This is a genomic window from Candidatus Accumulibacter meliphilus (assembly GCF_036625345.1).
Lineage (GTDB): Bacteria > Pseudomonadota > Gammaproteobacteria > Burkholderiales > Rhodocyclaceae > Accumulibacter > Accumulibacter meliphilus.
The window spans coordinates 114,951-132,500 of sequence record NZ_JAZKTZ010000002.1; the positions used below are offsets into that span (position 1 = coordinate 114,951).

The window sequence follows — 17,550 nt, forward strand, 5'->3', positions numbered from 1 at the left end:
CTCACCTCGATATGAAAGGAAGGTAGCTCTCCATCTCGCCGCGCAGAGTGCGGGCGAGAAAGCGTGCCTGCAGAAGCGGCAGCAGGCCGATAGCCACCGCTTGCTGCAGCAGGGGATGGGCCAGTTCTTCGCGCTTTTTCTCCTGCCAGGCAACGATCACCGTCTTGCGGCCGGTGTCGCCCAGGCTTACCGCGCCGCCGTCATGCTCGACGAAATCGCCGCGCTGGAGCTGTGCGCGGTTGACCAGGGTCAGCGCCAGACGATCGGCCAAGGGCCGGAATTCCTCCATCAAATCGAGCGCCAGGGCGGCTCGGCCAGGGCGAACGGCATGCAGGAAGCCCAGCTGTGGATCGAGACCGACGGCCTCGACGGCCGAGCGGCAATCGTTCATCAGCATCGCATAGAGAAAGGAGAGCAAGGCGTTCATGCGGTCGCGGGGCGGACGGCGGCTGCGACCATCCATGGCAAACACGGCCCGCGCATCGGCCCGCAGCACGCGGTTCAAGCCGGCAAAATACTGTCGTGCGGCCTCGCCTTCGAGGCCACGGACGGTATCGAGAGTGCTGGCCGCAGGCAAGGCGCGCAGCGCCGCGGCGAGGTCGTCGGCGCGCCGTGCCAGGCTGGCGCCATCGTCGCCGTCCCTGGCCTCGCGCCCGCCACGCAGGAGGACCTGGCGCGCATTCTTGATCTTGCCGGCCACGCAAGCGCGCGCCATGGCAAGCGTGAAAGCGGCATCGGCGGCACGCGCATGCTGCGCCTGGCGAAGCAGGATATTGCCGGAAATGGGGCCTTCCATGCGCGCCTTGAAGCGACCGTGCTCGCTGAGCAGGACGAGGCTCTTGCCCTCGTCGGCGAGACGATGGATCAGCGGCGGCGAAACCAGCACATTGCCGAACAGCACCACCCCGCCGAGGTGATGGAGCGGCACGCGCAGGCGTGTTTCCCGCTCGACCTCGACGCGAATGGTGTCGTTGTCGAGATGCAGGTAGGAATAGGGGGTGCTGACGTAGAGGGTGTTGAGCAGGGTCTGCATCGTCAGTCATCCGTCAGAAAAAGCTGCGCGGCGAGCGCTCGCTGGCGCTCGCGCGCGGCCAGCGGCGCCGGTTGGCAGAGGTCGATCAGCGAGCATTCGCGGCAACGCGAGTCATTGGCGGGCTCGGGCAGCATCGCCGCTGCCAGAGCCGCGCGGATGGCCAGCACGCTGTGCTCGACCAGCACGCGCAGTTCGGCGCTGATGACGACCTCGCGGCGACGATGCGAAGAGGCATGGTAGATGGCGCCGAGGGGCACCGCTTGGCCGGTCATCTCTTCGAGGCACAGCGCTTGCGCGGCAAGTTGCAGGTGGTCATGCAGGCCTTTCGCGGCGCGGCCCTTGCGGCCATGCTTGTACTCGACCGGATACGGCGTTCCGGCAGCGGAAAACTCGACGACATCGGCCTTGCCGACCAGACCCAGCCGGTCGCACCACAAGGGCACGGCGCGGGCACTGCGCACGCCAGCGCGGAGATCCATTCCGGCCTGATCGACGCGCTCGTGCACCGCCTGCCCGCGCAGGGTGTGCACGTTCTCGGCGAAAGCCTGCTCGGCGTGGATCAACAGGCACTGGCGCGGGCAGTAGCACCAGTGCTGCAGGGCCGCAATGGGGATGGGCTCGACGGGTTCAGGCATTACCGACATCCCCGGCATCGCGGACCTTGTGGCGCACCGCGGTCAGTGCTGGCGTGGGAATTTCGTCGCGGCCAGAAGTATTGGCCAGCCCTCGCCTCATACCGTACTCCCCGCAGCGCCAATCGTGGCGCGCATGATGAAGGTCTCGTCTTTCAGGCAGTCGCGAATAAAGGCGAACACCGCCTGGAGATCTGCCGCTTGCAGCTGCGGATAGCTCGCCAGGATTTGCGCCGCGCTCCAGCCTGACGCCATCAGCTCAAGGATCAGTTCGACCCCGATGCGCGTGCCCTTGATGCGCGCTTTGCCGAACAGGGTGTCCGGATCAGCAACAATGCGCTCATGCCAGTCCATGGCCCGACTCCTCGTCAAGAAACCGGGAATGATTGCCAAGCCAGGGCGCCCGACAAGAGATCATTTTTCCACCCCGCGGCCGTCAGCATCGCCTGACCAGACCAACGCCGGGGGCGACGGTCGTCGCCTGCGCGACGGCGACCTCGCCGCCATCGAAGCGCACGGCATAGGCGGCGAAGCTGCGCGCCACCTCATCGCCCTGCCGTTCGACCGTAAGCCGGTCGAACAAGGCATGTGCCGGCGCATTGCCCAGTTCGGAGTCGTGCTTGAAGACGTAGAGCCCGCGCGTCGCCATTTCGCCGCGCGCTGCCGAGCGATCTTCCTCGAACATGCTTTCCAGGGACTTGAAGAAGAGTTCCAGATCCGTTTCGCCAAAACCCGTTTGCCGCGCGAGATGCGCGGAAATAAAGCCATGCGCGCGATAAAGGCCGTAGGGAACGGTAAACTTCCGACCCATGGTGCGGTTGTCGCCGCTCTGCTTCTCGGCTTCGGCTTCGGTGGCCACCGCCATGCGCGTGATCGAATGTTCCAGGGCCACGATCGGCGAGACGGAGCGTGCAAAAGTCAGCTGCACCGGACCACGCACTTGGCCGCAGTTGACTCCGGTCGACATCACCGCCCCGAAAGTGCGCACGTCGAAGAAGTTTCGGCACATCCAGTGGCGGGCTTCGTCGACGGCGTCGCCCCCTTTGCGCTTCTTGTCGTCGCCTTTCAGCAGATCGCTTTTGCCGATGGCTGCGTAGGCGCGCTCATGCTGCCGGTTGAGAATCGCCTTTTCCTTGACGTAGATCTCGTAGGGCGGCTGCTCGCCATGGACGATACCGACGTAGTTGCGCACTTTGCGCTTGATGCACACATCGGTCACCAGTCCATGCCCGGTTTCGGCATCGAGCCGGGGCAGGTTGCCGGCATCGGGATCGCCGTTCGGGTTGCCGTCCCTGACATCAAACAGCAGCACGAAGTCATAGCGGTGGTTGAGGCTCATGGTTTTTGTTCCTTATTCGGCAAGAGAGGTGGCGGATTGATCGGCGCTCTGAGCGTCGCCGCGATTGAAGAAGGACTGCCGCTGGTGGTAGTAGCCGACGGCAAAGCGGGCCTGTTCGGTGAGGCTCAGGCGAGGCGGCACGTCGGCCAGCCCGTCGACGATCGCCGCCAGTAACTTCTCCAGATTGACGGCTTCGCCGCGATTGGCAAGCTTGGCGAGATGGTGGTTCTTCAGTCGCATCAGCATTGGCAGGACGGTTGTCGGGGTCGTCGAGAAAGCGCCGTAGTAGCGATCGCGAATACTGGCATTGAGGTTGCCCTGGGCGCGTTCCTGGACCCGCTCAAGAGCGGCGAACAAGCGGCCGAGGCGGTAGCCGGGATCGGCATTTTCGGGGTTGAGTGACACGCGGATCTCCTTGTCTTGGCAGTTGCGGATGAGGTAGGCCTTGAGCAGCGCGGCACGCGGAAAACTCACTTCCCGTTCGGCGCGGATGCGCCGCAAGGCACCCTGCATCAGGGTTTCTGGATACGGAAGGGCTTTCAGGATGGCACGCATGACGTCGCCACCGAGGTTCGGCGCAATATGCTCGGCCTTGCCCTGCAGGGCGGTGCTGCTGAGCAGACGGAACAGGGAGAGCGGCGCCGCCGTTTCGTAGGCGGGTCGGTCTATATCGAGCTCTTCGAAATGCTGAAGGAAGGCCCCGGCCAGCTCATGGATGCTCGCTACATGCCAGAAGCGAATGGCAATCCGCGCGGCATTCGGCGCCAGACCGAGCACATGGAAGCGCTGCCCGTCATCGCTGGTGAAGGGCCGGCCGTCACGGACGCTGGCGTAGAGGCTGGTCACGGCCTGCGTACCCCGATCGGGATCGGGATCATCGCGACGTGGATCGAGAAAATCGAGAAAAGCGCTCTCGAAAGGCGCCCCGCTCGCCTGCTCCGCCCAGAACACCGTGGATGCATCGCCGACCTGCAGGCGTTGCCGCGAGCCTTTGCTCAACAGAGGATTGAGCGCCGTCGTATAGGCAAAAGCCGCCCGGCTGCCGACCGGCGCATTGAAGCTCTGCGCTTTGCCATAGGAACTGAAGGCATCGAGATTGAAGGAAACGATGTTCGCCCCCGAGGTCTGCGCGCCCCACACGCCTTTGATCGCCGGATGTAGGCGCGCGATGGAATCGGGCTCGCCGGACACCAGGCAGATGCCGTCCGCCGGCGCCCGCGGCCCTGCGTCCATGGCGCGCAGTGCAGCCAGCACCGCTGCCCGCTGGCAAAGCAACACCGTGTCGCTAGCCAGCTGGAAAGTCAGCAGTGGATTCGTTTCCATGATTTCCGGCCAGGCCGGATGCAGTGCCAGAGCTTCGCGAGCAGCCGGCAGTGCATTGGCCAGAAAAGCTGCGACGGCACGCAGGCCAGCGTCCTCGGGCTGCACGCCGAAGCTTTGCGCAAATCGCTGCACGAAAGCCGCATGCTGCTCGGCGACCCGCTCGGGCTTGCCGCGAGTGTCGACGCCGAGCACATATTCGGCGCTATCCCACAAGAGGTTAGCCGCGACTCCAGACGTCTTCTTGACGCCCTGCGGCACCAGCTCGCCTCTGGCTTCCTTCTTCTTGCCGCTACCCTCGCGCCGATCTGCCAGATGCAGCAGACGCCCTTGCGCATCGAGGACCAGAACGAAGGGGATGGCTTTGACCTCGAAACCCTCGGGCGCCAGACTCGTTTGCGGATCGGCGGCCTTGCGCAGGTAGTAGTCATTGAGTGCCTGGAGAATCATCCGCGCAGCTCCGGGTCAGTGCCGTGGGGAACCGCGAGCACGCCATTCTTCAACTCGGCGCGGAAGAAACGCGGCTTCGGGTCGGCGGGATTATCGAAATCGAGATCGTGCAGCATCCAGCCGAGGTCGCGACTTTCAGCGATCGGAGAGGAGGCGGCGCCGAGGTCTTCGACGAGGCGAAAGTCGCAGGCGAACTCACGGCAACCCAGATAAGGCTGGTTCACGCACTGCCCCTCGCACGCCGCTCGAACATGGCCATGAACTTCGGCAGGTTGTTGGCTTCATCAGCAAAGCGCTGTTCGTCCGCATCGCTGATCGGCTGTCTGACGAGATGGGGAAAGTTGGACCGGTGACGGGAGGCATCGCAGAGCTCAAACCCGCCATGAATGCGGTACGCGACGTCGCGCAGAAACAGACCCGCGCGCTGCTGGCGCTGCTCTTCGACGTACAGGCCGAGCGCGCCGCTGCCCCGGTTCATCGCGCTCTTGACGCTATTCACCGGGACCACGGCGGCCACCTCGTTGCGCCGCAGCGAGATCCAGCGAATCGGTTTGAGCACCTCGATGCGTGTCACCTGCCAGCGAATGGCCGGCTTCCAGAGAATTGATTCGAAAACCGCACGCGCTGCCGACGGCGTAATGACATCGTAGCTCACCCGCTCGACTTTCATTTCCGGGCGCGTAAAACAGGCAAAGTCGCCCCTGATCTCAAGACAATAGCTTTTCAATCGAACTCCTTTCATAACACCAGGCTCGCTGGCGCGTAGTCCGGAATCTCGGGCAGTAGTCCAAGCGCCGGATCGTAGAGCGTGTCGCTGGTCTGAATCAGAAAGTCCTGGTGCCAGGCAAGGTCGCCGCTCGCGAGCAGGCGTTTCCACTGATATTCGTAGAGAGAAACCGTATGCCGTTGCAGCTTGCGCATCAGCTCGCGCTTGGGGCCGATCTGCTTGAGCAGTTCGATCAGCTCGCGTCCCTCACCCCAGCTCACCAGCACTTGGCATTGACCCTCGTCGGCAATCAAGCGGAAGCTTTGTGCCGCCGAGCGAAACTGGATCTGCCCACGAGCGGCGTCTTTCTGCAAGAGATCCAGAACACGCTCCTTGTCGTAGCTGTTAACGCCGCTGTAGAAATGATCGAAGTAAGCGGCGAAGTGCTGAGGGGCAAGCGACTCGCAGGACGAAGTCGCCAGGACGACTTCCGCGGCCTGCTCCGCTTTCAGCAACAAGCCGCTTGGCGAAGGTTTCGGCGGATTGAAGACGACCACCCGCCCCTGCTGCGGCAGGCGGCCTTCACGGTTGCAGCGGCCGGCGGCCTGGGCGATCGAGTCCAGCCCGGCCATCGCCCGATAGACCACCGGGAAATCGAGATCGACGCCCGCTTCGACCAATTGCGTACTCACCACCCGTAGCGGCTCCTTGGCCGCCAGGCGACGGCGGATGCTGGCGATCACCTCGGCGCGATGGGCGCCGCACATGCGCGCCGAGAGGTGCAGGCCGCCCTCACGCTGCGGCAGTAGGCTCCAGAGCAGCGCTGCGTCGTCGCGGCGATTGACGATGCACAAGACGCGTTCCTGCTCAGCCAGCTCGGCGGCGATATCCTGCCAACTGTAATGCTGCTGCGGTGACTCGGGAAGCATCAGCCTGACGCGCTGCAGCTGCTGGTAAAGCCGTGCCGGATCGGGCGCAAGTTCGCGCGCTGCACCCAGTCCCTGCAGTTGCACGCGACCGAAAGCATCGCGCCGCGTCTTGTGCAGCTCGGGCTGGGTGGCGGTGGACAGCACGACCGAAACCCGATAGTGCTCGGTCAGCTGACGCAGAGCATCGAGAATCGGCGCCAGATGCTCGGGCGGCAGCAGCTGCGCTTCATCGAGAATGACAACGCTGTTGGCGATGTTGTGCAACTTGCGGCAGCGTGACGGCCGGGCGGCATAAAGCGATTCGAAAAACTGGACGTTGGTGGTCACGACGATCGGCGCGTCCCAGTTCTCGCAGGCCGTGCGGCTCCTGGCAGTTTCCTTGGCCGCTTCGAGATTGCTGTGGTGTTCTATCACCGGCATCGGCTGGAGATCAGCGAAAACGCCGCGGAAGACATCCGCCGTCTGCTCGATGATGCTGGTGTAGGAATTGACGTAGATGATGCGTCGCAAGCCATGCCGTTGCGCATGCTGCAGGGCGAAGCCGAGCGACGCCAGCGTCTTGCCACCACCGGTCGGAACCGTCAGGCTGAAAAGTCCGGGCGGCAGCGCGGCGCCTTCGAGACAGCTGGCGAGGATCTCGCCGCGCAAGCGCTTGACGGGCGTATCGGCAAGCGCGAACTGACTCGCCATGTGCCGTGAGAATGCCGCGCCGAGCGCCGGGACTTCCGGATAAGCACCCCGCAGTTCCGCACGCCCGTCGGCCATGAATTCCTCGGTGTCGAGGAAGTCGGCGTCGACCAGGCAGGAAAAGAGCATCCGCAGCCAGAATGCAGATCCTCGGCGCGGTGAATGCCCGGCCGGGTGAGGGTGATGGCCGGCGCGAGAATTCCCGGTGGCGGGCTACCGGCGATCGCTTGTGCAAGCGTCGAGCGTTCGTCGCGCAGCTCCTGGGAAAGCGCCGCCCCGCCCGCTTCCCCGGGGTGCCAGTCGGGCAAACCGGCATGGTGACCGGCAATCAGATAAGCGAGCAACTGACCACGGGATCCCCGCGCTGCGGCCGCATGAATCGCCCCGGCAATGGCGTGCTTCACCCTGCCCCGGCGCTTCGATGTGCCGGTCAAGACCACTGGCGGAGGCGATGTACTTCTGGAACGTGGCCTGATACTTGCCAAGGTCGTGCCAGATACCGGCCAGTTCAGCCCACGACCCGGCATCGAAAATTCCAGCAAACTCGCCGGCCAGCCGCGCGACCGAGAGCAAATGATCGTCGAGCGCATGGAGGACGAAGTCGCCGCTGGCAAGCTGGCGAACGTGCGCGGCAGCAGTCATCGAAAAGCCCCCCTCGGTCGGCGATGGCCATCATGGTGGAGCGGCATTGGCCCCTACGCGTGCTTTCTCGTTTCCTCCCCGGAAAGCATGCACCTCTATTTCCACAAGCCAGGCATGGTAGCACCCCACGCCGCCCGCGCGCTGCCAAGCTGCCAAGGCCGAGCGTGTATAATCCCGCCCGATGGCAGCGCACGTTGCGCTGGTCCCCTGCCCCGCTCGCAGAACACAGGCCCACCCCCATGAAACCTCGCTCCGCCAACGACTGCGGTCGCTACCTGCCGGCCGCTTGCGGCGCCGGCCAGGCGCGGCGCGGGCGCTGAAAGACGCATGAGCAGGCGTCTGATCTGGATTCTCTGGATGACCCTGGCAGCGGTCTGGTTCGGCACGCTCGAGCAGCGCGCGCTGGTCCGCCCGGACGAGGGCCGCTATGCGGAAATTCCGCGCGAAATGGTGGCCAGCGGAGATTGGCTGACGCCGCGCCTGAACGAATTCAAGTACTTCGAGAAACCGGCGCTGCAGTATTGGGCGACCGCTGCCGGCTACAAGCTTTTCGGCGAAAGTGAATGGACAGCGCGCTTGTGGCCGGCGCTGACCGGCTTCCTGAGCATCCTGCTGGCCTGGTGGACGGGACGGCGCTTGTGGGGGCCGCTGGCCGGCCACCTGGCGGCGGCGATCCTCGCCAGCTCGCTGCTGTTCGTGGTTCTCGGCCACCTGATTACCCTGGACATGGGCCTGTCGTTCTTTCTACAGGTGGCGTGGACCGCCTTCCTCTTCGCGCAGAACGATGAGCGCAGCGTCAGCCGGCGCTGGATGCTGCTCGCCTGGGGCGCCCTGGCCCTGGCGGTGCTTTCCAAGGGCCTGGTGGCGCTGGTGCTGGTCGGCGCCGCGCTGGTCGGCTACACGCTGCTCAACCGCGACCTCTCGCCATGGAAACGACTGGTGCCGCTGCGCGGGCTGCTGCTGTTCCTGCTCATTGCCGCGCCGTGGTTCGTCGCGGTGTCGCTGGCCAATCCTGAATTTCCGCAGTTCTTCTTCATCCACGAGCACTTCGAGCGCTTTCTATCGACGGTGCACCGCCGCGACGAGCCGGGCTGGTATTTCTTTGCCGTGTATGCGCTGGGGGCGCTGCCGTGGTCGCTGTTGCTGGTGCATACGCTGCTCAAGTCGTGGAGCCAGGGAACGGCGGGGCGCTTCAGCGCCGATCGCTTCCTGCTGGTGTGGATCCTCAGCAGCTTCGCCTTCTTCAGCGTCTCCGGCTCGAAAATGGCGCCCTACATCCTGCCGGTCTTCCCGGCCCTGGCGCTGCTCGGTGGCCGCCATATCGCCAGCCTGTCGCGGCGTGCCTGGCTGATCCATCTGGCGCTGCTCGCGTTACTGGCGGTGGCGGCACTGGCGGTGGCGCCACGGGTGCTGCGCCTGGCCGGAGAATCGTTCTCGCCGGAAATGCTGCAAGGCGTCCTCGACTGGCTGACCGGCGCGGCGGCGGTATCGCTGGCCAGCATCCTGGCGGCGCTGTTTCTGGTATGGCGGCAGCGCAACGGCGCCGCGGTGGCGATGCTGGCCATCGGCGGCCTGCTGAGCACCAGCGCCGGCTTGCTCGGCCACGACCACCTGGCACCCTACAATTCCACGCGAGGCCTGGCGGCGCAAGCGCAGCCTCGGCTCAAGCCGGGCGTTCCCTTCTACAGCGTGAGCGATTACGAGCAGACGCTGCCCTTCTACATCAAGCGTACGCTGACCATGGTCACCACTCAGAACGAGCTGTCCTTCGGCATCGAGCAGGAGCCGCACAAGTGGATTCCGACGATCGACGCCTTCGCGCTGCGCTGGGAGCATGATCGCGAGGCCTTCGCAGTCATGACGCACGACATTTTCGAGCGTTTGGCTGCCGCCGGTCTGCCGATGACCGAGATCGCCCGCAACCGGCGCTACGTGATCGTCGAGAAACCGGCCGCGCCGCTCAGCGCGCCTGGCAAGGACGGAGCGCTGCACTGAGATGAGCATGGTCGCTTTTGCCCTGGTGCTCACCGGCGTGCTGCTCAACGCCGCCGCGCAACTGTTTCTCAAGGCCGGCACCAATGCCATCGGGCATTTCGATTTTGCGCTCGCCAACATCATCCCGATCGGCCTCAAGGTCGCCGGCCAACCGACGATCATCGCCGGCCTGGCCTGCTACGCGGTCAGCGTCGTGGTGTGGATCATGGCCCTGTCGCGAGTGCCGGTGAGCATCGCCTATCCGATGCTGTCGATCGGCTACGTGATCAACGCGCTGATCGCCCATTACTGGTTCGGCGAGCTGCTGGTGATGCAAAAAGCGCTGGGCATCGGTTTCATCATCATCGGGGTGATCCTGGTGGCCAACTCATGAGTACCGCGATGTCAAAGAATCCGTCAAGCCTGCCACTGCCAATGCTGCCAATCACCCGCCCGTCGATCGACGAGGAGACCATCGCCGCGGTCGGCGAAGTGCTGCGCTCGGGCTGGATCACCAGCGGCCCGAAAGTGCAGGCTTTCGAAGCGGCGCTCTCGGAAATCTGCGGCGGCCGTCCGGTGCGCGCCTTCAATTCCGGTACCGCGACGCTGGAGGTGGCGCTGCGCCTGGCCGGCGTCGGCCCGGGCGACGAGGTGATCAGCACGCCGCTGACCTGGGTGGCGACCGCCAATGTGATCCTCGAAGTCGGCGCCACGCCGATACTGGTGGACATCGACCCGCTGACGCGCAACATCGACCTCGAACAGCTCGAAGCGGCGATCACGCCGCGTACCAGGGCGCTGCTTCCGGTGGACCTGGCCGGCCTGCCGGTGGACCGCGACCGGCTGTACGCGATTGCCAAGCGACATCGCCTGCGCGTCGTCGAGGATGCCGCGCAATCATTCGGCGCTTCATGGAAGGGGCAGGCCATCGGCAGCATCGGCGACTTCGTCTCCTTCAGCTTTCATGCCAACAAGAACCTGACCACCGGCGAGGGCGGCGCGCTGGTGCTGCCGGCCGACATCGACCTCGGACTCTGCGAGCGGCGCCGGCTGCAAGGGGTCAAGCGCGCGGCCGACGGGACGATGGACGTGGACGTCCTCGGCGGCAAGTTCAACCTCACCGACCTTGCCGCCGCGGTCGGCCTTGGCCAGCTCCGCCACCTGCAGGAATTCACCGAGCGACGTCGCGCGCTGGCGCGGCGCTACTTTGCGGCGATCGAGCCAGCGCTCGGCCTGACCTTGCCGGTAGCGGACTTCAGCGACTGCAACTGGCACATGTTTCAGCCGCTGCTGCCACTTGGAAGCGACCGCGGTGCGTTCATCGCGGCGATGAAGGAAGAAGGCATCGGCATCGGCGTGCATTACCCGCCGCTGCACCTCTTCAGCCTCTACCGTGAACTCGGCTTTCAAGCCGGACAGTTCCCGCAGGCCGAAGATGTCGGCGCCAGAACGGTTACACTGCCGCTTTTTCCGGCGATGAGCGATGGCGATGTGGAGCGTGTCTGCACCGCGCTCAGCCGCACATTGAAGATTTAGAATCCAGAGTCCGCCATGATCCCCCCTGAGATCTCCGTCATCATTCCCGTCTATAACGAAGAGGACGGACTGCCGCCCCTGTTCGCCCGCCTCTACCCGGCGCTCGACCAGCTCGACACGCCGTACGAGGTGTTGTTCATCAACGACGGCAGCCGTGATCGCTCGGCGGCGCTGCTCCGCGAACAGTACGAGCGGCGCCCGGACGTCACCCGCGCCATTCTGCTCGCCGCCAATGCCGGCCAGCACATGGCGATCATGGCCGGCTTCGAACACGCGCGCGGGCAGATCATCGTCACTCTCGACGCCGACCTGCAAAACCCCCCCGAGGAGATCGCCAAGGTCATCGACAAAATGCGCGAAGGCCACGACTACGTCGGCAGCATTCGCCGCCGGCGCCAGGACAGCTTCTTCCGCAGCAGCGCCTCGAAGGCGATGAATTACCTGCGCGAGAAAATCACCCGCATCCGCATCACCGACCAGGGCAACATGCTGCGCGCCTATTCACGCAGCGTCGTGAACGCCATCAACTCGTGCAAGGAAGTGAGCACTTTCATCCCGGCGCTGGCCTACACCTTCTCCCGCCACCCGGCCGAAGTGGTCGTCGAACACGAGGAGCGTGCGGCGGGTGAATCCAAGTATTCGATCTACAGCCTGATCCGCCTCAACTTCGACCTGATGACCGGCTTCTCGCTGGTGCCGCTGCAATGGTTCTCGATGCTCGGCATCGTCGTCTCCCTTGGCTCGGCGGCGCTGTTTGTCCTGCTCATCGTTCGCCGGCTGATCGTTGGCCCAGAGGCCGAAGGCCTGTTCACCCTTTTCGCGCTGATGTTCTTCCTGATCGGGCTGGCGCTGTTCGGCATCGGCCTGCTCGGCGAATACGTCGGCCGCGTTTACCAGCAGGTCCGCCACCGCCCACGCTACCTGATCGAAGCCATCCTCGAAGGAAAGCAATGAGCGGTACTCCACGCGCGCGGCCGACCGTGCGGGCGGTACGAGCGGTACGAGCGGTAGTCTTCGCCTACCACAATGTCGGTGCCCGCTGCCTGCGCGTGTTGCTCGCGCACGGTGTAGACGTCGCGCTGGTGGTGACGCACGCCGACAACCCGACCGAGAATATCTGGTTCGAGCGGGTGGCCGACCTGGCCCGCGACTACGACCTTGCGGTGGCCACCCCGGATGATCCCAACACCCCTGAATTCGCCGCCCGCCTGGGTGCGCTGCGGCCGGATTTCTTCTTCTCCTTCTACTATCGGCTGCTGCTCAAGCCGGCGCTGCTGGCCATCCCGACGCGCGGCGGCTACAACATGCACGGCTCGCTGCTCCCCAGCTACCGCGGCCGCGTGCCGGTGAACTGGGCGCTGATCCATGGCGAACGCGAAACCGGCGCCACGCTGCATCGCATGGTCGAGAAACCCGACGCCGGCGAGATCGTCGCGCAACAGGCAGTGCCGATCCTGCCCGACGACACCGCCGGCGATGTCTTCGGCAAAGTGACCCTGGCCGCCGAGCTGGCGCTGCACCGGGTCTTGCCGGCGCTGCTCGCCGGCACTGCCGAGCACGTTCAGCCAGACCTGCGCGTCGGCAGCTATTTTGGCGCTCGCAAAGCCGAGGACGGGCGCATCGACTGGCAACAGCCGGCGGCAGTCGTACACAACCTGATCCGCGCCGTCGCCCCGCCCTACCCCGGCGCCTTCTTCGACTTCGGCGTGCAGCGCGTCGTCATCACCCGCAGTATGGCGTGCCCCGCGGCCAGCGGTCCGGGCGGACGGTCCGAACTGTATTCCGACGGCGCGCACCTGTTCGCCCGCTGCGCTGACGGCGGCGTGCTCAAAATCCTGTCACTCGAAGTGGACGGCGAGGCCATCGTGCCCGCCACCCTCCCTGCCCGCCTGGGCGAAAACCCTATCCCACTGGTCAGACCCTCATGAAAAAAGTCCTCATCCTCGGCGTCAACGGCTTCATCGGCCATCACCTCTCGCAACGCATCCTGGCCACGACCGACTGGGAAGTCTACGGGATGGACATCAACCGCGAGCGAGTCAGCGAGCTGCTCGACGACCCGCGCTTTCATTTCTTCGAAGGCGACATCCTGATCAGCAAGGAGTGGATCGAGTATCACGTCCGCAAGTGTGATGTCGTCCTGCCGCTGGTTGCCATCGCCACCCCGGCGACCTACGTCACCGAGCCGCTGCGCGTCTTCGAGCTCGACTTCGAGGCCAACCTGCCGATCATCCGGCACGCGGTCAAGTACAAGAAGCGGGTGGTCTTCCCATCAACTTCAGAGGTCTATGGGATGAGCCAGGATCCGGAATTCGATCCCGAGAGCTCGCCCCTGATCTACGGCCCGATCAACAAGCCGCGCTGGATCTACGCTTGCGCCAAGCAGATGATGGACCGCGTGATCCACGCCTACGGTCAACAGGAAGGCCTGCAGTACACGCTCTTCCGGCCGTTCAACTGGATCGGTCCCGGCCTCGACTCGATTCACACCCCCAAGGAAGGCTCGTCGCGGGTCATCACCCAGTTCCTCGGCCACATCGTCCGTGGCGAAGCGATCAAGCTGGTCGACGGCGGCGCGCAGAAGCGTTCCTTCACCTACGTCAGCGACGGCATCGACGCGCTGATGAAGATCATCGACAACAAGGAGGGGATTGCCGACAGCAAGATCTACAACATCGGCAATCCGAAGAACAACTACTCGATTCGCGAGCTTGCGAGCCTGATGCTCGACCTGGCGAAGCACTACCCTGAGTACGCCGACTCGGCGGCCAAGGTGAAGGTCCTCGAAACGACATCGGCCGAGTACTACGGCAAGGGCTACCAGGACACCCAGCACCGCGTGCCGAAGATCACCAACACCATGGCCGACCTGGATTGGGCGCCGCAAGTGAGTTTCGAGGACGCCCTGCGTGGGATTTTCGAGGCCTACCGTAACGACGTCGGCGCCGCGCGCCGTCTGATGGACTGAAAAAACACCCAAGGCCGATCCATGCGCTCACTCGTCCTCAAGATCGACGTCGACACCTACCGCGGCACACTGATCGGCGTGCCGCGCCTGGTCGAACTACTGCTCCGCCACCACGCCGACGCCAGCTTCCTGTTTTCGCTCGGTCCCGACCACACCGGCCGTGCGATCAAGCGCGTCTTCCGTCGCGGCTTCATGAAGAAGGTATCGCGAACCTCGGTACTCTCGCATTACGGCGTCAAGACGCTGATGTACGGTACGCTGCTGCCAGGTCCGGACATCGGTCGCTGCTGCTCCGGCATCCTGCGCAGCGTCGGCGATGCTGGCTTCGAGACTGGCATTCACTGCTGGGACCACATCCGCTGGCAGGATGGCGTCCGCCATGCCGACGCACGCTGGACCGAGCGCGAGCTGCAACTCGCCGTCGAGCGCTACAAGGAAATCTTCGGCGAAGCGGCATCCGTACACGGTGCCGCCGGCTGGCAGATGAATCCGCATGCCTTGCGCCTCATGCAGCGTTTGGGCTTCAGCTACAGCTCTGACTGCCGGGGCAGGCACCCCTTCTTACCGGTGTGGAACGCGGAAATCGTCAATTGCCCGCAACTACCAACCACCCTACCGACGCTCGACGAACTGATCGGCGTCGACGGAATCGACGAACAGAACGTCCATGAACAACTCCTCGCGCTAACCCGCGAAGCCCCGACCAACGGCCACGTGTTCACTCTGCACGCCGAACTGGAGGGCATGAAACTGCTGCCGGTATTCGAAAAGCTGCTGCTTGGCTGGCAGGCGCAGGGCTACAAGCTGACCACTCTGCGCGACCTCGCCGCCAGCCTCGACCCGTACTACTTGCCGCGCCACGAAATCCTCTGGGGGGGCGTCCCCGGCCGATCCGGTGAGCTGCTTGTCCAGGGAGCGGAGTTCCTGAGTGAGATGACTGCCTGAGGACAGCGCCCGGATCGCTGCCGATCCAGGATTCATGGATCATGGATCATGGTCAATGATCCAAGGACCGCCCGCTTGCCGCCGCATGGCCGAAAGCGCTTCCGGCGGCGGGCCAGGCTGTCGTTCCTGGCCGTCAACGCACAAAGCCCCCGACGGTTGGCTGTCGGGGGCTTTGTCAATGGGGAGCCTGGCGGTGACCTACTTTCACACATGAAGTATGCACTATCATCGGCGTACCTTCGTTTCACGGTCCTGTTCGGGATGGGAAGGGGTGGGTCCAAAGGGCTATTGCCGCCAAGCATAACTGTTTCGCACACCGCGGTTGGCGGGGTACGCAAAATGGGAAGAAGGTTTTTGTGCAGCGTTGTGATTGCGCTTCGTTTCTGAGTTGCTGCTTAAGGTTATAGGATCAAGCCTCACGGGCAATTAGTACTGGTTAGCTTAACGCATTACTGCGCTTCCACACCCAGCCTATCAACGTGGTGGTCTACCACGACCCTTCAGGGGGATCAAGTCCCCAGGGAAATCTTATCTCAAGGCGAGTTTCACGCTTAGATGCTTTCAGCGTTTATCTCTTCCGAACTTAGCTACCCGGCAATACGACTGGCGTCATAACCGGTACACCAGAGGTTCGTCCACTCCGGTCCTCTCGTACTAGGAGCAGCCCCCTTCAAATTTCCAGCGCCCACGGCAGATAGGGACCAAACTGTCTCACGACGTTTTAAACCCAGCTCACGTACCACTTTAAATGGCGAACAGCCATACCCTTGGGACCGACTACAGCCCCAGGATGTGATGAGCCGACATCGAGGTGCCAAACACCGCCGTCGATATGAACTCTTGGGCGGTATTAGCCTGTTATCCCCAGAGTACCTTTTATCCGTTGAGCGATGGCCCTTCCATACAGAACCACCGGATCACTATGACCTACTTTCGTACCTGCTCGACGTGTGTGTCTCGCAGTCAAGCACGCTTATGCCATTGCACTATCAGCACGATGTCCGACCGTACCTAGCGTACCTTCGTACTCCTCCGTTACACTTTAGGAGGAGACCGCCCCAGTCAAACTGCCTACCATGCACGGTCCCAGACCCGGATTCACGGGCCATGGTTAGAACCTCAAACAAACCAGGGTGGTATTTCAAGGTTGGCTCCACCAGAACTAGCGTCCCAGTTTCACAGCCTCCCACCTATCCTACACAGATTGGTTCAAAGTCCAATGCAAAGCTACAGTAAAGGTTCATGGGGTCTTTCCGTCTAACCGCGGGGAGATTGCATCTTCACAATCATTTCAACTTCGCTGAGTCTCAGGAGGAGACAGTGTGGCCATCGTTACGCCATTCGTGCAGGTCGGAACTTACCCGACAAGGAATTTCGCTACCTTAGGACCGTTATAGTTACGGCCGCCGTTTACCGGGGCTTCGATCAAGAGCTTGCACCCCATCACTTAACCTTCCGGCACCGGGCAGGCGTCACACCCTATACGTCCACTTTCGTGTTTGCAGAGTGCTGTGTTTTTATTAAACAGTCGCAGCCACCATTTCACTGCAACCCTTTCAGCCTACACCCGCGAGGGGCTTCAACTTATCAGGGCGCACCTTATCCCGAAGTTACGGTGCTAATTTGCCGAGTTCCTTCTCCTGAGTTCTCTCAAGCGCCTTAGAATTCTCATCCTGCCCACCTGTGTCGGTTTGCGGTACGGTCTCTCTGTAACTGAAGCTTAGAGGCTTTTCTTGGAAGCATGGTATCAATCACTTCGCGGTCAAAGACCACTCGTTATCACGCCTCAGAATTGATCTTCCGGATTTGCCTAAAAGACCTTCCTACACGCTTGAACCGGGACGTCCAACACCCGGCTGACCTAACCTTCTCCGTCCCCCCATCGCATTACAAAGAGGTACAGGAATATTAACCTGTTTCCCATCGACTACGCTTTTCAGCCTCGCCTTAGGGGCCGACTCACCCTGCGCCGATGAACGTTGCGCAGGAAACCTTGGGCTTTCGGCGAGGGAGCTTTTCACTCCCTTTATCGCTACTCATGTCAGCATTCGCACTTCTGATACCTCCAGCATCCTTCTCAAGACACCTTCAACGGCTTACAGAACGCTCTCCTACCATATCCTTACGGATATCCGCGATTTCGGTGCATAGTTTGAGCCCCGTTATATCTTCCGCGCAGGACGACTCGACCAGTGAGCTATTACGCTTTCTTTAAAGGATGGCTGCTTCTAAGCCAACCTCCTGGCTGTCTAAGCCTTCCCACCTCGTTTCCCACTTAACTATGGCTTGGGGACCTTAATCGGCGGTCTGGGTTGTTTCCCTCTTGACACCGGACGTTAGCACCCGATGTCTGTCTCCCAAGCTCGCACTCAACGGTATTCTGAGTTTG

The 17,550-nt window shown here is 63.1% G+C and carries 14 protein-coding genes, 2 rRNA genes and 1 pseudogene (1 of these 17 cut by a window edge); 7 read left to right on the forward strand and 10 right to left on the reverse strand.

The features are described from left to right. Nucleotide 1 precedes the first annotated feature (1 nt). From cas1c to V5B40_RS04050, 8 genes and pseudogenes are all read right to left on the reverse strand, one after another. Nucleotides 2-1,033, reverse strand: a complete 1,032-nt coding sequence (cas1c, locus tag V5B40_RS04010; RefSeq protein ID WP_332353335.1) for a type I-C CRISPR-associated endonuclease Cas1c — start codon at nt 1,031-1,033, stop codon at nt 2-4. 2 nt (nt 1,034-1,035) lie between these two features. Continuing rightward, complete coding sequence (gene cas4 / locus V5B40_RS04015; protein ID WP_332353336.1) at nt 1,036-1,668, reverse strand: CRISPR-associated protein Cas4; 633 nt, start codon at nt 1,666-1,668, stop codon at nt 1,036-1,038. A 96-nt stretch (nt 1,669-1,764) separates the two neighbouring features. Then, entirely contained in the window at nt 1,765-2,019 is a 255-nt protein-coding gene (locus V5B40_RS04020) for a DUF433 domain-containing protein (RefSeq protein ID WP_332353337.1), read from the reverse strand. Between the two features lie 82 nt (nt 2,020-2,101). Next, nucleotides 2,102-3,004, reverse strand: a complete 903-nt coding sequence (gene cas7c / locus V5B40_RS04025; RefSeq protein WP_291996079.1) for a type I-C CRISPR-associated protein Cas7/Csd2 — start codon at nt 3,002-3,004, stop codon at nt 2,102-2,104. Between the two features lie 12 nt (nt 3,005-3,016). Further along, nucleotides 3,017-4,774, reverse strand: coding sequence for a type I-C CRISPR-associated protein Cas8c/Csd1 (gene cas8c, locus V5B40_RS04030; protein ID WP_332353338.1), 1,758 nt, complete (start codon nt 4,772-4,774; stop codon nt 3,017-3,019). After that, nucleotides 4,771-5,516 (reverse strand): annotated as a pseudogene (gene cas5c, locus V5B40_RS04040) (type I-C CRISPR-associated protein Cas5c). Before cas5c ends, cas8c begins: the two are co-directional and overlap by 4 nt. Beyond that, nucleotides 5,513-7,225 carry a CRISPR-associated helicase Cas3' gene (gene cas3, locus V5B40_RS04045; RefSeq protein ID WP_332353341.1) on the reverse strand — a complete coding sequence of 571 codons (1,713 nt, stop codon included), beginning with the start codon at nt 7,223-7,225 and terminating at the stop codon, nt 5,513-5,515. Before cas3 ends, cas5c begins: the two are co-directional and overlap by 4 nt. Nucleotides 7,226-7,309: 84 nt before the next feature. Then, entirely contained in the window at nt 7,310-7,738 is a 429-nt protein-coding gene (locus tag V5B40_RS04050) for a CRISPR-associated endonuclease Cas3'' (RefSeq protein WP_332353342.1), read from the reverse strand. 327 nt (nt 7,739-8,065) lie between these two features. Here V5B40_RS04050 and V5B40_RS04055 point away from each other — a divergent pair, with 327 nt between their 5' ends. From V5B40_RS04055 to V5B40_RS04085, 7 genes are read left to right on the forward strand one after another with little or no spacing between them, the layout of a single operon-like run. After that, complete coding sequence (locus V5B40_RS04055) at nt 8,066-9,733, forward strand: glycosyltransferase family 39 protein (protein ID WP_332353343.1); 1,668 nt, start codon at nt 8,066-8,068, stop codon at nt 9,731-9,733. 1 nt (nt 9,734) lies between these two features. Beyond that, nucleotides 9,735-10,106 (forward strand): 4-amino-4-deoxy-L-arabinose transferase, encoded by a 372-nt coding sequence (locus V5B40_RS04060; protein ID WP_332353344.1) that lies wholly within the window; start codon nt 9,735-9,737, stop codon nt 10,104-10,106. Nucleotides 10,107-10,114: 8 nt separating this feature from the next. Then, nucleotides 10,115-11,248 (forward strand): DegT/DnrJ/EryC1/StrS family aminotransferase, encoded by a 1,134-nt coding sequence (locus V5B40_RS04065; protein WP_332353345.1) that lies wholly within the window; start codon nt 10,115-10,117, stop codon nt 11,246-11,248. A 15-nt stretch (nt 11,249-11,263) separates the two neighbouring features. Further along, nucleotides 11,264-12,202 (forward strand): glycosyltransferase, encoded by a 939-nt coding sequence (locus tag V5B40_RS04070; protein WP_332353346.1) that lies wholly within the window; start codon nt 11,264-11,266, stop codon nt 12,200-12,202. Then, the gene (locus V5B40_RS04075; protein ID WP_332353347.1) at nt 12,199-13,176 is read left to right on the forward strand and encodes a formyltransferase; all 978 of its coding nucleotides are present in this window, start codon (nt 12,199-12,201) and stop codon (nt 13,174-13,176) included. The genes V5B40_RS04070 and V5B40_RS04075 overlap by 4 nt, the downstream gene beginning before the upstream one ends. Beyond that, nucleotides 13,173-14,216, forward strand: a complete 1,044-nt coding sequence (locus V5B40_RS04080; RefSeq protein ID WP_332353348.1) for a bifunctional UDP-4-keto-pentose/UDP-xylose synthase — start codon at nt 13,173-13,175, stop codon at nt 14,214-14,216. The genes V5B40_RS04075 and V5B40_RS04080 overlap by 4 nt, the downstream gene beginning before the upstream one ends. Before the next feature lie 21 nt (nt 14,217-14,237). Beyond that, complete coding sequence (locus V5B40_RS04085; RefSeq protein ID WP_332353349.1) at nt 14,238-15,161, forward strand: 4-deoxy-4-formamido-L-arabinose-phosphoundecaprenol deformylase; 924 nt, start codon at nt 14,238-14,240, stop codon at nt 15,159-15,161. Between the two features lie 185 nt (nt 15,162-15,346). Here the strand turns inward: V5B40_RS04085 and rrf are convergent. Next, nucleotides 15,347-15,460: ribosomal RNA gene (rrf, locus tag V5B40_RS04090) — 5S ribosomal RNA — on the reverse strand. A 106-nt stretch (nt 15,461-15,566) separates the two neighbouring features. Then, nucleotides 15,567-17,550 (reverse strand): 23S ribosomal RNA (locus tag V5B40_RS04095); it runs 903 nt beyond the window's last position.